The sequence below is a fragment of the Mycobacterium sp. SMC-16 genome (assembly GCF_046250085.1).
Lineage (GTDB): Bacteria > Actinomycetota > Actinomycetes > Mycobacteriales > Mycobacteriaceae > Mycobacterium > Mycobacterium phocaicum.
In genome coordinates, this window is record NZ_CP176427.1 from 4108813 (window position 1) to 4124394 (window position 15582).

General features: G+C 66.5%; 16 protein-coding genes and 1 pseudogene. 1 reads left to right on the plus strand and 16 read right to left on the minus strand.

Features of this window, described 5'->3' with window-relative positions:
* Positions 1 to 2 precede the first annotated feature (2 nt).
* The 13 genes and pseudogenes from ACJEIK_RS19865 to ACJEIK_RS19925 all read right to left on the minus strand — a co-directional run bounded on the left by ACJEIK_RS19865 (position 3) and on the right by ACJEIK_RS19925 (position 11629).
* Positions 3 to 806, minus strand: a complete 804-nt coding sequence (locus ACJEIK_RS19865; RefSeq protein WP_409430170.1) for a hypothetical protein — start codon at positions 804 to 806, stop codon at positions 3 to 5.
* Positions 796 to 1410: an Mce protein gene (locus tag ACJEIK_RS19870; RefSeq protein ID WP_267323664.1), complete on the minus strand. Its 615-nt coding sequence runs from the start codon at positions 1408 to 1410 to the stop codon at positions 796 to 798. The genes ACJEIK_RS19865 and ACJEIK_RS19870 overlap by 11 nt, the downstream gene beginning before the upstream one ends.
* On the minus strand, positions 1407 to 2036 hold the full coding sequence (locus ACJEIK_RS19875) for an Mce protein (protein WP_409430171.1): 630 nt from the start codon (positions 2034 to 2036) through the stop codon (positions 1407 to 1409). Before ACJEIK_RS19875 ends, ACJEIK_RS19870 begins: the two co-directional genes overlap by 4 nt.
* A 25-nt stretch (positions 2037 to 2061) precedes the next feature.
* Complete coding sequence (locus ACJEIK_RS19880; RefSeq protein WP_409430172.1) at positions 2062 to 3366, minus strand: MlaD family protein; 1305 nt, start codon at positions 3364 to 3366, stop codon at positions 2062 to 2064.
* Positions 3318 to 4436 (minus strand): MlaD family protein, encoded by a 1119-nt coding sequence (locus tag ACJEIK_RS19885; protein ID WP_409430173.1) that lies wholly within the window; start codon positions 4434 to 4436, stop codon positions 3318 to 3320. Before ACJEIK_RS19885 ends, ACJEIK_RS19880 begins: the two co-directional genes overlap by 49 nt.
* The gene (locus ACJEIK_RS19890) at positions 4433 to 5632 is read right to left on the minus strand and encodes an MCE family protein (protein WP_409430174.1); all 1200 of its coding nucleotides are present in this window, start codon (positions 5630 to 5632) and stop codon (positions 4433 to 4435) included. The genes ACJEIK_RS19885 and ACJEIK_RS19890 overlap by 4 nt, the downstream gene beginning before the upstream one ends.
* Entirely contained in the window at positions 5629 to 6270 is a 642-nt protein-coding gene (locus ACJEIK_RS19895; protein WP_409430175.1) for an MCE family protein, read from the minus strand. The genes ACJEIK_RS19890 and ACJEIK_RS19895 overlap by 4 nt, the downstream gene beginning before the upstream one ends.
* A gap of 97 nt (positions 6271 to 6367) precedes the next feature.
* Positions 6368 to 6694 (minus strand): annotated as a pseudogene (locus ACJEIK_RS19900) (MlaD family protein); the annotation flags it as partial.
* The gene (locus ACJEIK_RS19905) at positions 6691 to 7740 is read right to left on the minus strand and encodes an MlaD family protein (RefSeq protein WP_064859927.1); all 1050 of its coding nucleotides are present in this window, start codon (positions 7738 to 7740) and stop codon (positions 6691 to 6693) included. The gene ACJEIK_RS19905 and the pseudogene ACJEIK_RS19900, both read right to left, overlap by 4 nt.
* Positions 7737 to 9263 carry an MlaD family protein gene (locus ACJEIK_RS19910; protein WP_064859928.1) on the minus strand — a complete coding sequence of 509 codons (1527 nt, stop codon included), beginning with the start codon at positions 9261 to 9263 and terminating at the stop codon, positions 7737 to 7739. Before ACJEIK_RS19910 ends, ACJEIK_RS19905 begins: the two co-directional genes overlap by 4 nt.
* Positions 9263 to 10120, minus strand: coding sequence for an MlaE family ABC transporter permease (locus tag ACJEIK_RS19915; RefSeq protein WP_138250000.1), 858 nt, complete (start codon positions 10118 to 10120; stop codon positions 9263 to 9265). The genes ACJEIK_RS19910 and ACJEIK_RS19915 overlap by 1 nt, the downstream gene beginning before the upstream one ends.
* A gap of 1 nt (position 10121) precedes the next feature.
* A complete protein-coding gene (locus tag ACJEIK_RS19920; protein ID WP_110783998.1) occupies positions 10122 to 10985 on the minus strand; it encodes an ABC transporter permease in 864 nt (287 codons plus the stop codon).
* The gene (locus ACJEIK_RS19925; RefSeq protein ID WP_163693257.1) at positions 10982 to 11629 is read right to left on the minus strand and encodes a TetR/AcrR family transcriptional regulator; all 648 of its coding nucleotides are present in this window, start codon (positions 11627 to 11629) and stop codon (positions 10982 to 10984) included. Before ACJEIK_RS19925 ends, ACJEIK_RS19920 begins: the two co-directional genes overlap by 4 nt.
* A gap of 264 nt (positions 11630 to 11893) precedes the next feature.
* On the opposite strand from ACJEIK_RS19925, the gene ACJEIK_RS19930 reads away from it, so the two are divergent.
* Positions 11894 to 12688: a crotonase/enoyl-CoA hydratase family protein gene (locus ACJEIK_RS19930; protein WP_133426955.1), complete on the plus strand. Its 795-nt coding sequence runs from the start codon at positions 11894 to 11896 to the stop codon at positions 12686 to 12688.
* Here the strand turns inward: ACJEIK_RS19930 and ACJEIK_RS19935 are convergent.
* The 3 genes from ACJEIK_RS19935 to ACJEIK_RS19945 all read right to left on the minus strand — a co-directional run bounded on the left by ACJEIK_RS19935 (position 12622) and on the right by ACJEIK_RS19945 (position 15582).
* A complete protein-coding gene (locus ACJEIK_RS19935; protein ID WP_409430176.1) occupies positions 12622 to 13743 on the minus strand; it encodes a hypothetical protein in 1122 nt (373 codons plus the stop codon). The genes ACJEIK_RS19930 and ACJEIK_RS19935 overlap by 67 nt on opposite strands.
* 55 nt (positions 13744 to 13798) lie before the next feature.
* Positions 13799 to 14263: an RrF2 family transcriptional regulator gene (locus tag ACJEIK_RS19940; protein ID WP_409430177.1), complete on the minus strand. Its 465-nt coding sequence runs from the start codon at positions 14261 to 14263 to the stop codon at positions 13799 to 13801.
* Positions 14264 to 14361: 98 nt separating this feature from the next.
* On the minus strand, positions 14362 to 15582 hold the full coding sequence (locus ACJEIK_RS19945; RefSeq protein WP_409430178.1) for an acyl-CoA dehydrogenase family protein: 1221 nt from the start codon (positions 15580 to 15582) through the stop codon (positions 14362 to 14364).

Genomic DNA, 15582 nt, shown 5'->3' on the forward strand with positions numbered 1-15582 from the left:
CCTCAGCCGCCGTACTGCGGCTTCAGCTGACCCGCCAGCGCAGCCAGCGGGACGTTGGCCACGACGGTGCCACCGTCCATGGACCAACTGAAACGGTCTCGTGGACTTGGGCTTTCGCGGGACATCGGCTGGTCCGGCATGTAGAGGCGCAGGGAATCACCGGTGAGCGCGAAAGCGCGGTAGTTGCCCGAGTACCCGGGCCCGTCTCCGTCGGGCTGGAACTCCTCCACGGTGAACGGGTAGGTGCGCGGTGCGTGCGGCGGTGCGGCCGCGTCGAGGACCGGCGGCAGGATCGGGGCAGCGGCGGCCGAAACCGCCTGATTCGCATTGACTCCCGGCCGGAACAGGTCCGGTAGGTACAGCCGGCGGCCAGAGTTCATGTCGAACAGGAATGATCGGTAGGCGTTGTTGGCCTGGATACCGAAGGGCTCGAACGTCTCGTGCACCACCACCGACTGCAGCCCGCCGGGACCCGGGATGATCTCGTAGTCCGCACGCGCACTGCTGTCGCGCGGCGTGGTGTTTCCGGTCGCGCGCCACCCGTTGAACAGCCGGGTGTAATAGTCACGCAATACCGGTCCGGCAGTCGGGTTGTCGATCAGCTCGGCCGGAACGCGCAGCGTCAGAAGCATTTCCGCTTCGCGCTGAGACTTGACCACCGCGGTGCACGCACCACCGTCCCACACCGCGCCGAGCCCCGCGCAGAAGCTGTCGATAGCCGCGTCGGCAACCGGTGCAGCCGTGAAAGACGTCGTGGCAACTGTCGCACCCAAGGCAGCCAGGGCCGCCCGGACTCTACTTGCCACGTTTACCGTCCGCTCCGGCGAGCAGCACCTCGGCCGCCAGCCACCTGTCGCCCACCTTGCGCATCGTCATCGACACGCTGACGTAATCGGTCCGCTTCTCTTTCACCCCGGCGCTGGAGACGTCCTGCTTCACCGACAGCAGCACGTCGACGTCGTCGCCGCGCACGTCCTTGACCGCCCCGTCCTCGACCACGCCCGTCGTGCTGACCTTGTTGTCGATCAACATCTTCCGCATGGTCGCCGCGGCCTTGCTGTAGGCATCCTTGAACTCGCCCGTCGCCCCGCCCAGCACATCGGCGAAGTTCTTGTCGATCGTGCTCTGGTCGGTGGTCGTCAACATGACCGCGTAACCGCGTGCCGCCGCAAGGGCTTCCGCAGCCTCGGCGTCGCGCTGATGCTGGGCGTAGACCAGTGCCCACGCGGTGCCGGCGGCGGCCGACAACGCGATGACCACGACCGCCACGGCCCAGCAGAGGCTGCGCCGGATGGCATAGGTCTTCGGGGCCTTGGGCGCAGCGGCCGCCGCCGGCGTGGACGGTTCGGCCTCGCCGGTCTCGGCTGCGGCCGTGTCGACGTCGGGTACCTCGGTGTCCTTCTCGGTCACAGGATTTCGACCCTGCTGGCCAGCCAGCGGTCGCCGACCTTCTCCATGGTCATGTCGATGCGGTTGCGGTCGATGCGGGGGCTCGGGTTGTTCGCGTTGGTGATCGACTGATCGACGAACAGCAGCACCTCGACCTTGTCGGGCGTCGCCGACTTGACCGCCGCCGCGACGACGATGCCGGTTCCGGAGGCCTTGTTGTCGATCAGCACCTGCCGCAGCTGCGTGGCGCCCTGGCTGTAGGCGTCCTTGAACTCACCGGTGGAACCGTCGAGCGACTTGCGATAGTTCTCGTCGATGTTCTTGGCGTCCAACGTGGTCAGCACCACGGCGTAGTCCTTGGCGGCCTGCAGTGCCGCATCACTGGCGGCGTTGACCCGGTACTGCTCGTACTGCCGCCAGCCCAGAAAGCCCAGCGCTGCCACCAGAATCGTGAACAGCAACGCGCACACCACCGCCGCCAGCCCGACCCGGCGCTTCGATGCCGCCGCAGCTGGTTCCGTGGTCTCGGCCGCGGCGTCCGCCCCGGTCACGTCCGTTGTCTCAGCCGCAGTCGTCAGCTCGGTCGCCTCGGTTTCGGTGTCGTGCACCTGGTCGAATACGTCGGCGCTGCCAGCTCGTTTACTCATCACTTCTCGCGTGTCTCGTGGACCGTCAGTTCGGCATCGGGATCGGGTACGACGGACCCCCGTACGGGGTGTCGATCGTGTAGCCCGGGTAGTGCGGCGTCTTGTCGGTCACCGCGTGGGGGTCGTAGCCCGGCGGCGGACCGGCAGTGTCGTCACCCGGAGGCCGTGGCGCGTTGCGCGCACCGCGGACCAACAGCGATGGATCCTGATCCTCACAGTAGGTGTACTTGTACGGCTCGGGGAAACTCGCGTCCGACGGCGGGTGCCGCGGCAGGTTGTAGTCGCATCGGTACTTGGGGTAGATGTCAACGATCGCCCAGACACCGCCATCGTGAACGACGGACGCGAACCGGTCGATGAACGGATCCCGGTCGGGCCGCCAGATGTACTCGAGGCCCGGAATGCGTTGATAGATCACCTGCGAGGTCGTCGACAGGTTGCCGAGGATCTGCACCACGTTCTGCCGGTTGTCGGCGATCAGGTTGTCCAGCGTCGCCAACTGCGGCTCACCGCGCTCGACCAGGGTGCGGAAACCGCCGTCCATCTTGTTCACACCGTCGAGCACCTTGGTCAGATCGTTCGTGGTGGCGGCCAGGCCCGGACGCACATCGGCGACAGTGCTGAACACGACGCGCGTGGTACGAATCATGCTCACGGTCTCCGGCAACACCGAATCCACGGTGTTGGCCAACAAACTCGCGCCGTCCAGGATCGCGGCAAGCTTGCGTGGGCCGTCCTTGGTGACGTGCAACTCGTTGAACATCTTGCCGAGCTTGTCGGCATCGAGCTGCGCCAGCGCACCGCGGCTGTGGTCGATGATGTGCGGCAGGGTCACCGGGATGCTGGCCTGCTTGCCGGAGATCACCGCACCGTCAGTGAGATACGGTCCGCCGCCGTGCTCCGGCCGGAAGTCCAGGTACTGCTCCCCCGCCGCCGACAAGCCGGAAACCCGCACCGGGCTGTCGGTCGGGATGTGGGCAGACGAGTCGACGGAGGCCACCGCCTCGACACCGTTCTTGGTGAGGTTGACCGCCGCAACGTGACCGATCGGGATGCCGCGCAACGTGACATCCTGATTGGCCAGCAGCCCACCGGATTCCGGCAGCATGATCCGGATGGCGATGGTCCGGTGGAACGGGTTGAACCGCAGACCGTCGATGGCGATGTAGCCGAAAGCGATCACGGCAGTGGCCAGCAAGCCGAACAGCGCGAGCACCACCTTGCGGCTCGCCACCGCCTTCACGATGCGAATGACGAACGCCACCAGGCTGTTCAGCGCGTTCATCGGGTTCGGTCCGATCCGTAGATGCGGCCGAGCAGCATGTTCCATTCGTAGCGCAGGCTGCCGATCATCAGGTGCCAGTCGGTGCCGTCGGGTCCGTGGATGCCCGGGTCACCCGCGTAGTTCTTGTCGGGCAGTGCACCGATCGCGATCTTCGAGATCTCCGCCTGCACGTGCACGGCGGTGGAACTGGTGGCCTTGACCAGGATGCCGATCAGCCGGTTGAAGGCGGTCAGCGAGATGTTCGGGTCCATGGCGATCTCGTTGAACACCGCCGACAGCTTGTTCACATCGGCAGCGACACTGCGGGTGTCGGTGCCCTGCATCGACGGGAACTTGGACAGCTGCCGCGTGATTCGACCGACGTTGTCCACCACGTCCATGATCCGCGTGGTGATGTCGGAGATGACCGCCAGCGCGGGGGCGCCGGCGGCCAGCGCGGTGTCGATGCTCTGCTGATGCCGGGCGACCTCGGCCGCCATGTTCGACGTGCTGCGCAGCGTCGCATCCAGTTGCGCTGTCCGCGCCGTCATCTTCGCCAGGAACTGGTTGGTCTCCGAGATCAGCCCGGCCAGCTTCTCGCCGCGCCCGCCGACCACGCGGCCGGCGCCGTTGACATCGGTGGTCAGGGCGCGGATGGCGCCGCCGTTGACGAGCATCGCCAGCGAGTTGAGGAGTTCCTCGACCGTCGGGGCCGCGGCCGTGGCCCCCAACGGGATGGTGTCGCCGTTGCGCAGCAACGCTCCGCTGTCTGCCTTGTCGTCCGGCGGACGAATCTGGAGGAAGACGTCGCCCAGCGGTGTGGCCGAACGCAATTCGGCGGTGCTGCCCACCGGCAGCGGTACATCGCGACGGATCCGCATGGACACCTTGGCAGTGAAGTCCACGGCCTCGATCGACGTGACCTCACCGATGTCCGCGCCGTACAGCCGCACCTTCGCCTTCGACGGCAGGTTCAGCGCGTCGGTGAACACCGCATTGAGGTCGTAGGTTCCGCCTCTGGATCCGGGGGACGGCAACGGCACGCTGTCCAGGCCCGCGGCGCAGCCCGTCATCAGCAGGACGCCGCCGAGAACGCCGGCCCAGCGCGCCCCTCGCACAACCGATTTCACGCTCATCGCGTCGGCCCTCCCGGAGCGGGCGCAGCCGGGGCGGGTGCAGCCGGGGCCGATGCGCCGGGCTTCGGCGGCTCACCCTGACCCGACGGGCCGATACCGTTGGCCATCAGGTCCATCATCGACGTCAAGCCGAAGTCCGGACCGTAGTCCTGCAATGTGCCGGTCGCACAACCCAATTGCTTGAGGCCCATCAGGTTGCAGAGTTCCTTGTTCAGCTGGTTGTACGCCAACAACTTGTCGGTCAGCAGGTGGCCACGGATGCTGCCACCCACCGGGTCCAGCACGTTGTAGACGTTGTCCAGGGTCAGTGGCAGGACGTCCAGCGTCTCTTCCAACTCGCGCTTGTTGTCCGAGAGGGACCGCATTACCGGGTCCAAGTCGGCGAACGCGCCCTTGAGCTGGTCACGGTGACGCTCCAGCAGCCCGCTGACCTCTTCGAGGATCTCGTTGGCCTTGGCGCCTGTGCGCCCCGACCCGAGATTCTGGTCGGCGAGGATGTCGCTCAGTTGATGAACGTTGCTGCCGAATCTGCGCACGGCGTCGTCGTTTTCGGCCGCAGATTGGGTCAGGTCCGAGACACTGCGAATGATCTCCTGCAGATTCTTCTCGGTCTTGGCTCCACCGTCGGGTCCGACCTTGAGGGCCTCCGACAACTTGGTCAGCGTCGACTTGATCTGGGTGCTGTTCTCGGAGCTGATCCGGGAACCCAGGTCCACCAGATCGCCCAGTGGCCCACCGCCCTGCGGGTTGCCCTTCAGGGCGGTGCCCAGTTTGTCGATCATCGACAGCGTCTTGTCGAACTCAACGGGAGTCCTGGTGTGGCCCAACGCGATCAGATCGCCGTCCCGCAGCTTGTTCCCACCACGGTAGGGCGGGGTCAGCTCGACGTGCCGGTCGGTGAGGATCGAGGCGGAGACGGTGGCCGCCGTGACGTCGCTGGGGATCGGGATCTTCTTGTCGATGTCCATGGTGACCTCGATGTAGCCACCCTTGTTCACCACCGAGTCGACCTTGCCCACCTGCATGCCGAGCACCGACACCGCGTTGCCGGGATACAACCCGACGGCGTCCTGGAAATGCGCTGTCACGGTGATGTTGCGCTGCCACATGCGCGGCGCCACGGCGGCCGCGGTCGTCACCAGCGCGACGATCGCGATTACGGCGATCGCACCGATCATCAAGGCGCGCTTACTCATTTGCAGTCCTTGAAGTATTCGACGATGTTGAACTGGCGGGCCCGGCCGCTGATCGCGCACATCCAGGAATCCACCATGATGCCGGCGGGCAGGGTGATGTCGGCACCGTTGCCGCTACCCGTGAGGTTGGCGATGTTGCGCGCAGTGACCGGTGCGACCTGCAGGATGCTGCGGACCAGTGCGTCGTGATCGGCGAGCAGCTTGGCGAATTCGTGCAGGTTGGTGATCAAGGCGTCCAGTTGCGGCTCGTTGGCCAGCAATGTGTGGGCCCGGTCGGCCAGCAGCGTCACCCCGTCGAACAACCGCTGCATCGCGGCCCGCCGGGTGGTGATCTCGCCGAGAATCTGGTTGCCCTGCAGCACAAGTGCGCCGAGGTCGGCCTTCTGCCGATGCAACAACGCAGCGATGGTGTCGGCGTTGGTGATCAAGGTGCCGAGCTGGTCACGGCGGGACTGGATGACCCCGGCCAGCGAGTTCAGGTTGGTGAGCGCCTCCGGCAGGGCGTCGGGCACACCCTGCAGGCTGCCACTCATCACGCGCACCGACTCGGCGATCTTGTCCGCATCGAGCGGCGACAGCGTGCTGGTCGCACCCTCGAGCGTCTTCTGCAGGTCGTACGGCACCTCGGTATGACTCAACCTTGATTGTGTTGCCGGCGAGGTGGCCCGCGCCCGCCGGGCTGATCTCCAGGTACCGCGAACCCAAGATGGTCGTGAGTTTGATGGCCGCACGTGTTTCTGTGCCCAGCCGGACGTTCTTGTCGGCTTTGAACGTCACCACCACGTGGTCACCGGCCAGCTCGACGTTCTGCACCTCCCCGACGTTGATGCCCGCGATGGTGACGGCGTTTCCGGATTTGATCGCGGCGGCCTGAGCGAACTCGGCGGTGTACTGCTTCTTGCCGACGTCCAGGATGCTGACCAGCACCACGGCGGCGACCATCACGACGATGACCGTCAAGCCGATCACACCGAGCCAGAACTTGTTGTAGTCCTCCAGGACTCGCTTGCGCCCACCCGGGATGCTCGCCGGGCGCAGCGGACCACCGAACAGGCTGCTCATCGGCACACCGCCGTGTGCCAGGTCTCGTTGCCGTTACCTGGCGTGGCCGCGACGACGAACCGGCGGAACCAGTTGAGCAAGCCGCGCCACAGGCCGAAATCGAGGTCGCAGACGTAGACGTCGATGTAGGTACCCTCCTGGCCCGCGCGGGCAAGTCCCTTGAGCAGCAACGGCACATTGGCCAACGCATACCCCAGGCGGGCCTTGCCGTCGGTCACGCTGTACTTCAGGAAACCCGGCTCGCGGTCGATGAACTGCTGCATCTGCGGGGTGATCGCGTTGACGATCGCCGAGAGTCGCGTGACGTTGGCAGTGATCGACCCCACCGAGGAGACCAGCTCGTCGCGCCGGCCGTTCAGGGCGGCGATCGACACCGAGGTTTCGTGCAGCATCGTCTCCAGATTGGCGCTCTGCGCGGCCAACGTCGTCATCAACCGGTCCAGGTTCGCGATCAAATCCCCCAGGGCCGCATCGGGACCCGCGAGCGTCTGCGTCAGCACCGACGCCTGGGTCGTCAGCGTCAGCAGCGACCCCTGGTTGCCCTGGAACGCCGTGATGATGGCGTTGGTCAGGTTGTCCACCTGCTGCGGGTCGAGCTCGGTGAACAGCGGCTCGAAACCGTTGAGCATGTAGGAGATGTCGAACGACGGATTGGTCCGGCTCTCCGGAATCTGCGCTCCGACAGCCAGTTTGCGTTTGTCGCCCTCACCCTGACTCAAGCCCAGGTACCGCTGACCGATGATGTTCTGGTAGGTCACCGAGGCCAGCGTGTTGGTGTACAACGTCTGATTGCTGCGCACCTGGAACGAGACCTTGGCCTGGTTGTCCGGCGTCAGCTCGATCTTGTCGACCCGGCCGACGCGCACCCCGGCCACTCGGACGTCGTCGCCTTCGGCCAATCCCGAAACGTCGCTGAAGATCGCCGAATAGCTCGAGGTGGGCCCGGCGACGTTGCGCTGCAAGGTGGCGAAGACCATCCACGTGACGGCCACGGAGAAGACCAGGAACAGCGTCAGGAACACGACGGTGCTGCGCTTCAACTTCATGGCTGCCCCTCCGGGATCGGGGTGACCTGCACGTCCTGTCCGCGGGCCACCGGGCCAAGCAGCAACTGCGTGGCGGAAGTGGCCGGGCCACCGACGATCTGGCTCAACTGGTCCTTCTCACTCGGGCTGCCGACCGGCCCCACGGTGCCGCCGTAGAGGGGCGCGGACTGCTGCTGCACCTGGCCGCCAGGTGCGGGTGCGCCGGCTTCGGCCGGCAACGGCGGGCCCGGGGGCACGGGCGTGGCCTGCGGCCCGGGCGCCGGTGCCGCCTGCGGTGCGGGTGGCGCGTTCGGGTCCGGCGGGCCGGGGAACTCCGGCACGATCGGAACCGAAAAGCGCGGCGGCGCAATGTTGGGACGGTTCTCGGTCACCCACGGTGGGGTTGCCATCCCCATCGATTCCAGGCCGGGCTTGAGGTCGGGCGCGGTCGGGGTTTCGGGTGCGGTCTTGCAACTCGGCCCCTCCATCGCGCCGTACCGCGGGCAGTCCGCCCGGGTGTACTGGCGCGACGGGTTCATCGAGATGACGGCCTTCCACACGATGTGGCCGGTGTCCTGGTTGACGCCCTCGTCGTAGACCTTGTTGGCCAGCGCCTGCAATCGTGTTGAGACGCCGTGGAATTCACCGGCGTGGTCGGCCAGCACGCCGAGTGCCGGCGTCAGGCCGGTGCTCACCTGGATCATCCGGTCACTCTGGTGCTCGAACGCATCACCCAGCGTGCCCGTAGTGTTCAGGCCACCAGAGAGGAAATTGGTCAGCTGCGTGCGCTTCTCGGCGAACGTCCGCATCGGCTGTACCGAACTGTCCAGCGCGGTGAACAGGTCCGGCGACACTGTGCGCAGACTCTCGGCCGCGGCCTTCAAGGCGGACAACGTCGTCGGGCCGGTGTCGTCGGACTTGACCACCGTATTCAGTTGCTGCATCACGGCATTGACATCGTGGCCCGCATCGGTGAGCTTCTGGCCACGGCCGTGGGTGGCCTCGGCGATGGCCGCGAAGACACCGACGTTGTTGGCATCCGGTGACTGGCCGACAGCCTTGAGCAGCTGGCGCAACTTGGCCAGCACGTTCTGGAACAGCACCGTCGGCAAGGTCTGGTCCTCGAGCACCACGTCACCGGAACGGATGGGCCGCGCCCCGTCGCCGTTCTGCACGAGCTGCACCGCCGACACCGCAAAGATGTTGGCGGGCACCACGCGCGCGGTGACGTTGTCAGGGATCTGCGCGGCGAACTGCGGCTGGATGTTGACGTGCACCACGTTCGGCTGGCCGTGCTGCGACGGCGTCACACCCGACACCATGCCGACGATGACACCGCGGAACTTGACGTCGGACCGTTCCGGCAGGCCGTCACCGATGTTGATGAGCTTGAGCTCCACCCGGACGAAATCGTCCAATTTGCCTTGCGATTTCACCACCATGAGGACCGCGGCGAACGAGGCGATCACCGCGAAGCACAAGCCGATGACGCCCAGTTTGCGGTCGGTCGAACCGCGCGGGTCGTGGTCGAACGAGTTGCCCATCAGCCACCGAACCTTGCACCGCTGATGACGCCCCACAGCGCCATGGTGAGCAGCATGTTGACGATCATCACGACCGTGACACTGCCGCGCATCGCGCGGCCGGCCGCCACGCCGACGCCGGCCGGGCCGCCGGAGGCGAAATAGCCGTAGTAGCACTGGATGGTCGACGAGATGAACACGAAGATCACCGCTTTGACGGTGGCGAACAGCACGTCGCGGCCCTCGAGGAACAACCCGAAGTAGTGCAGATAGGTACCCGTGGACTGACCGGCCACCACGCTGACCAACTGGCACGACAGGTAGGCCAGGGCGAGGGCCGCGAGGAACAACGGGACCACCGCGATGACCGAGGCCACCACCCGCGTCGCCACCAGGTAGGCCACCGAGTTGATGCCCAGGGTGTCCAGCGCGTCGATCTCGTCATTGATCCGCATGGCGCCGAGCTGTGCGGTGAACCGGCAGCCGGCCTGTGCGATGAAGGCCATCGCGATCATCGCCGGCGCGAGTTCTCGGGTCGTCGCGAAGGACGAGACCAGGCCCGTCGCCGGCCCCAGTCCCAACAGGTTCAGGGCGTTGTAACCCTCGACGGCGACCAGCGCGCCGGCCGTGACACCGAGCACGCCGGCCACGTTCAGCGTGCCGCCGCCCACCACGATGGAGCCGTTGCCCCAGGTGATGTCGGACAGCAGCCGCAGCAGTTCCTTGCGGTAGCGCAGCCACATCGTCGGGATGGCCAGCACGACCTTGCCGAAGAACTCGATCATGTGGCCGGTGCGCCCGGCCGCCTTCAGCAGTCCGTTGCCGACCGCGGTGAACGGCCGCAACAGCTGCGGAGTGAATGTTGAGGGAGCCGCCATGTCAGATCGACGTCTTCGGGAACACGATGACGTACAGCTGGCTCATCACCACGTTGACGATCATCATCAGCAGCACCGACTCCACCACGGCGGCGTTCACCGAGTTGGCCACACCGGCCGGACCGCCGCGGGTGTCCAGCCCCTTGTGGCAACTGATCACCGCCACGATGACGCCGAAGACGATGGCCTTGACCATCGCCAGGGCGAGGTCACCGACGGTGGAGAACGACGAGAACGTCGCGATGAACGAGCCCGGTGTGCCGTTCTGCAGGTAGACGTTGAACATGTAGCTCGCCAGGTAACCGACGAAGCTGGTGACGCCGGTCAGCAGCACACCGATGAGAACGAGGGCGACCAGCCGCGGCACGACGAGGCGCTGGATCGGGGACACGCCCATCACCTCCATGGCGGAGATTTCCTCACGCATGGTCCGCGATCCGAGGTCCGCGCAGACGGCCGAACCGACCGCCGTCGCCAGCAGCAGCGAGGCCACCAGGGGCGCGCCCTGCCGGATGACCACCAGCCCGGTCGCCGCACCCGACAGGGACGACGCGCCGACCTGGCCCGCGAGCAACGCGAATTGGATCGACAGCGTCACGCTGATCGGGATCGTCACCAGAACCGTTGGGGTGAAGGCGGTTCCGGCCATGAACGCGGCCTGGTCCAGGAATTCGCGCACCTGGAAGCGGCCCTTGACGATGTCGAAGAACAGGTACTCCAGTGTCCGCAGGCCGAGGACGATCTGCCCGCCGGCGGTACTCAGCGATGCGATCGGGTGGTTCTGCAGATAACGCTTGACCCAGTCGATGGCCTCGGCGATGGCGCCCCACTTCGCCAGTCCCCTTGGTTGTGCCTGGTCGGTCATCGGGCTGCCGCTTCCTGGCCGGACTGCGGCCACTCGGTGGCGATGCCGCGGCACACCAGTTCATTGCTTGCGATGGTCTGTGCGAGCAACTCCTCGCGGCTCGGCTTCTGTCCGTAGCGAAGGGCGATGCCGAAGGGGATGGCGCAGATTGTCTGGGCGGTGGCGCGCACGTCGACGTCGGCACGGATGTAGCCCTGATTGATGCCGTCCCGGAGCATGTTCGCCAGCACACGGGCGCCGTCGTCGAAGAGCCGCTGGAACTCCTCGGTCATCTGCTGGTCGACGCCGGCGGCCTGCACGACGATCAACTGCATCAGGCGCGGTTCATCGGCGAGGAGTTCGCTGTACGCCATGCCGATGCCGAGAAGATGGTCACGGAATTCGGTGATGGACGTCAGGCGTCCCGGCGTCGAGTCGCCGATGGCCGCCAGCACCCGGGCATTTACCTGGCGCACGGCGTGGTCGACGATGTCGCGCTTGTTCTCGAAGTACCGGTAGAACATCGAATGGCCGGACCCGAGTCGCTTGGCGATGTGACTGATGGAGGTCTGGTGATATCCCCGCTCAGCGAACTCCGCCAATGCCGCTTCGATGACTTCTTCGCGTACCAGCTCAGCGCGTTTCGCCCGCTGGCGTTCCGCCATGGTCGCGCGCGCCTCGCCTGTCACGCGGATCACAGTAGCGTATCGATTCCGGTTTCGGACACAGTCTTCGCGAAACGGAATGAATTGTCTCGCGGGTAGGCCTTGGCGCGCCGCCGGTTTGCTGAAGTTCGCAGTTGACGTTGCCGCTGCACAGTAGGGCGGGTTCCTCGACCGTGGGGCTGTTTGGGCATTTTCACCAAATACCCACAGCTTCGAGCGGCGCTGTGGTAGGCGACAGCGCCGCACTATCCTGCCCCCATGGCAATGGATCGGATCACCGTCGAAGTTCGAGATGGCATCGCCTACGCGACGCTCAACCGGGCCGACAAGATGAACAGCCTGGACCTGCCGATGCTGGAAGCGCTCGCCACGGTCCCCGATCGATTGGCTCGCGACCGTTCTGTACGCGTCGTGATTCTGCGTGGCGACGGGCGGGCGTTCTGCACCGGGCTGGACTTCGCCGGAGCGAAGTTGCAGGGATTGAGCGCCGTGCGCAACTTCGGCAAGTTCCCGGGGCAGAAGACCAACCTGTTCCAACAGGCCTGCTGGGCTTGGCGCGAGTTGCCGGTTCCGGTGATCGCGGCCGTACACGGCCACTGCTACGGCGGCGGCCTGCAGGTGGCCCTGGCCGCGGACTTCCGAATCGCGACGCCGGACTGCAAGCTGTCGGTCATGGAGGCCCGCTGGGGCCTGATCCCGGACATGACCGGGTCGGTGACTCTGCGCGAGCTCCTGCCGATGGATGTGGCCAAGCGGCTCACCATGACCGCCGAGGTGTTTTCCGGGACCGATGCCCTGGGCTACGGACTGGTCACCGCCGTCGCCGACGACCCGCTGCTGGCCGCCGAGGAGCTGGCCGCCCAGCTGATCGAGCGGTCCCCCGACGCGCTGGCCGCCACCAAGAAACTGTTCGACGCGACCTGGACGTCGCCTCCGCGCTGGGCGTTCTGGACCGAATCGCTCTTGCAATTACGGCTGCTGCGGGGGCGCAATCACCGGTTGGCGCGCAAGGCGGGGCGCGACGGCAGTCCGGTTTGGGCGCCGCGGTCGCTGGGCTGAAGACCAGCCTTGGCGTCCGGCTTCGACTTGGGATCGGGCTTTGGCGTCAGTGCCTTCGTCGCTTTCGTCAGACCGTTGGCGAGCCCGGCCAACGGGTTGGGGAACTGCCCCGATGACTGCGACGGCGGCGTTTTCTTCGGCTTCTTCGGCGGCGTCTGGGCGATGGTGACCTCGGGTGTGACGGCCGACGTCGTCACGGGCTTCGGCGCCGCCACCGGGGTGAAGGCACCGGGCTGCATGGCAGCTGCGCGGACCTTGTTCGCCTCGGTGACGATGGTGTTCGCGACGACGTTCGCGGCGTTGGTCACCACGCCACCTGCGGTCTGGACGCCCGCCATGAACGCGCGCAGCGGATTGCCGCTGTTCGCCAGTTCCTGAGCCACCGCATCAGGTACATGGAACGCGCCGGCAAGGAAGAAGTTCAAGCCCGGGAAGATCACGGCCGCAACCACATTGATGACTCCGATCACCGCGACCTGGAACACGCCGCGCGGCATGACCGTCGGCTCCGGGTTCCGGACGACGGGCGCGTTGAGCGCGTCGTAGGTCTGCTGGCGGAACTGCTGGAACGCGTCGAGCACCGCGCCCGGACCGGCGGGGATCGCGGGAGGAATGTTGAGCAGACCCACCACGCCGACTTCGAAAGCGTTGAGTGCCCGCTTCGCCGGAATGGCGGCGTCGGCATCGATCGCCTTGTCCATGGCGGCGGCCGTGGGTCCCGTCATCGATGCCGCGGCGATGCCGAGAGCCTTGAGCGGTCCGTTCGCCGCCAACGCGGAGAGGAACACCCCCGGCTCCTGCAGCGTCGTGGTGACACCGGTCGTGACGGTCTGCGCCAGCAGCGGGCAGATGATGGAGCAGTAGATCCCCTGGTTCTTCACGAAGCTGGTGATCAGCCCGCCCGGCGGAACTGTTGCGGCCAAACGGATTTCCCTCGTCACGGCCGGCGGCGAAGCATGGCCGGAGGCGGGCGGGGCGGGCGGCGCCGGTGCGATGACGGCCATGGCGACGGCGGTCGCGGCGAGAGCAGTGGGCAGGCGTGCGGACAGTTGCATCGTGATCCCCTTGCGCAGCGGTGTACGGGTACCACGATCCGGCGGGCCACTCGGTTCAATCGGTGCGGGAATCGATCTGCGCGGCCAGTGCGCCGAGGCTGATGAGCAGGTTCCTCGTCGGCGGCTGCGCAAGGTCGGCGACCGTGGTGGTGTTCAGCGACGCGTAGAACGCCGCTTTGGCCTGCGCCAACGCCGCGCGGAGCCGGCATGCCGACTGCAGTGGGCAATCCAGCCCACTGCAGTCGACCAGCTCGGTGTCACCATCGTCTTCCAGTGACCGCACCACGTCGCCCAGACGGGCGGTGCGACCGGCCGCGGTGAGGGCAAGCCCGCCGCCGCGACCGCGGTCGGCGTCCAGCCACCCGGACGCCGCCAGGTGCGCACACGCTTTGGTCGCGTGCGTGTAGGAGATCTGCATGTCCTCGGCGATCTGCCGCGTCGAAATCCGCTGCCGGCCGTCTTCGGCGGCCAGCCGGATCAAGATCCGCAGCCCGACGTCACTGAAACCGGTCAACCGCACATGACCACGCTATTTAATCGTCATTTCTGATGCAAATAAAGATGCAGGTGGGCGGCGCCCCTGCCCGGCAGGAACGCCGCCACACCAACGCGTGCCGGTCAGCCCGCCAGGTGCTTCTTGAGCTCGGTCCGGGCGAGAGCGTTCTTGTGCACCTCGTCGGGCCCGTCGGCGAAGCGCAGCGTGCGGATGCCCGCGTACATCGCGGCGAGCGGGAAGTCCTGCGACACCCCGCCGGCGCCGTGCACCTGGATGGCTTTGTCCAGAATCCATTGCACGGTGAGCGGCGTGGCGATCTTGATGGACTGAATCTCGGTGTGCGCGCCGCGGTTTCCGACGGTGTCCATCAGCCAGGCGGTCTTGAGCACCAGCAGCCGGAGCTGTTCGACGCGAACACGGGACTCGGCGATCCAGTCCCGGATCACGCCCTGCTCGGCAAGCGGCTTGCCGAACGCGACCCGGCTCGCGGCCCGCTGGCACATCATCTCGATGGCGCGCTCGGCGACGCCGATCGCCCGCATGCAGTGATGGATGCGGCCCGGTCCGAGACGGGCCTGGGCGATCGCGAACCCGCCGCCCTCTTCACCGATCAGATTGGACACCGGCACCCGCACGTCAGTGAACCGCAGCTCGGCGTGCCCGCCATGGTCGTGGTCGTCGTACCCGAACACTTCCATGCCGCGCAGCACCTCGAGGCCCGGGGTGCCGCGGGGCACCAGGATCTGCGACTGCTGGCGGTGGCGTTCGGAGGTCGGGTCCGTCTTGCCCATCACGATGAACACCGTGCAGTTGGGATTCATCGCGCCGGTGATCCACCACTTGCGACCGTTGATCACGTACTCGTCGCCGTCCCGCACGATGGACAGCTCGACGTTGGTGGCGTCCGAGCTCGCCACGTCGGGTTCGGTCATGGCGAAGGCGGACCGAATCTCGCCGTCCAGCAACGGTTCGAGCCACCGGCGCTGCTGCTCCTCGGTGCCGAATTCGTTGAGCACCTCCATGTTTCCGGTATCCGGGGCGGCGCAGTTGAACACCGCGGGCGCCAGTTGGATACTGCGGCCGGTGATCTCGGCGAGCGGGGCGTACTGCAGGTTGGTCAGGCCCGCGCCCTTCTGCCCCGGCAGGAACAGATTCCACAAACCGCGACGCCGGGCCTCGGCGCGCAGCTCGGTGAGGACCGGGACACTGTCCCACGCCCACCGGTTGTCCAGGGCGCCCAGCTGCTCGTGGAACGTCTTCTCGGCGGGATAGACGTGGCTTTCCATGAACGCCGTGAGTTCGGCGATCATTTCGTTGGTCTTGGCGTCGTACGCGAATTCCAT

Excerpts from the sequence above, each read along its gene's own strand:
- ACJEIK_RS19875 (WP_409430171.1), bottom strand. The coding sequence starts at position 2,036 with ATGAGTAAACGAGCTGGCAGCGCCGACGTATTCGACCAGGTGCACGAC.
- ACJEIK_RS19880 (WP_409430172.1), bottom strand. The coding sequence starts at position 3,366 with ATGGAACATGCTGCTCGGCCGCATCTACGGATCGGACCGAACCCGATG.
- ACJEIK_RS19885 (WP_409430173.1), bottom strand. The coding sequence starts at position 4,436 with ATGAGCGTGAAATCGGTTGTGCGAGGGGCGCGCTGGGCCGGCGTTCTC.
- ACJEIK_RS19890 (WP_409430174.1), bottom strand. The coding sequence starts at position 5,632 with ATGAGTAAGCGCGCCTTGATGATCGGTGCGATCGCCGTAATCGCGATC.
- ACJEIK_RS19905 (WP_064859927.1), bottom strand. The coding sequence starts at position 7,740 with ATGAAGTTGAAGCGCAGCACCGTCGTGTTCCTGACGCTGTTCCTGGTC.
- ACJEIK_RS19910 (WP_064859928.1), bottom strand. The coding sequence starts at position 9,263 with ATGGGCAACTCGTTCGACCACGACCCGCGCGGTTCGACCGACCGCAAA.
- ACJEIK_RS19915 (WP_138250000.1), bottom strand. The coding sequence starts at position 10,120 with ATGGCGGCTCCCTCAACATTCACTCCGCAGCTGTTGCGGCCGTTCACC.
- ACJEIK_RS19920 (WP_110783998.1), bottom strand. The coding sequence starts at position 10,985 with ATGACCGACCAGGCACAACCAAGGGGACTGGCGAAGTGGGGCGCCATC.
- ACJEIK_RS19925 (WP_163693257.1), bottom strand. The coding sequence starts at position 11,629 with ATGGCGGAACGCCAGCGGGCGAAACGCGCTGAGCTGGTACGCGAAGAA.
- ACJEIK_RS19930 (WP_133426955.1), top strand. The coding sequence starts at position 11,894 with ATGGATCGGATCACCGTCGAAGTTCGAGATGGCATCGCCTACGCGACG.
- ACJEIK_RS19935 (WP_409430176.1), bottom strand. The coding sequence starts at position 13,743 with ATGCAACTGTCCGCACGCCTGCCCACTGCTCTCGCCGCGACCGCCGTC.
- ACJEIK_RS19945 (WP_409430178.1), bottom strand. The coding sequence starts at position 15,582 with ATGGAATTCGCGTACGACGCCAAGACCAACGAAATGATCGCCGAACTC.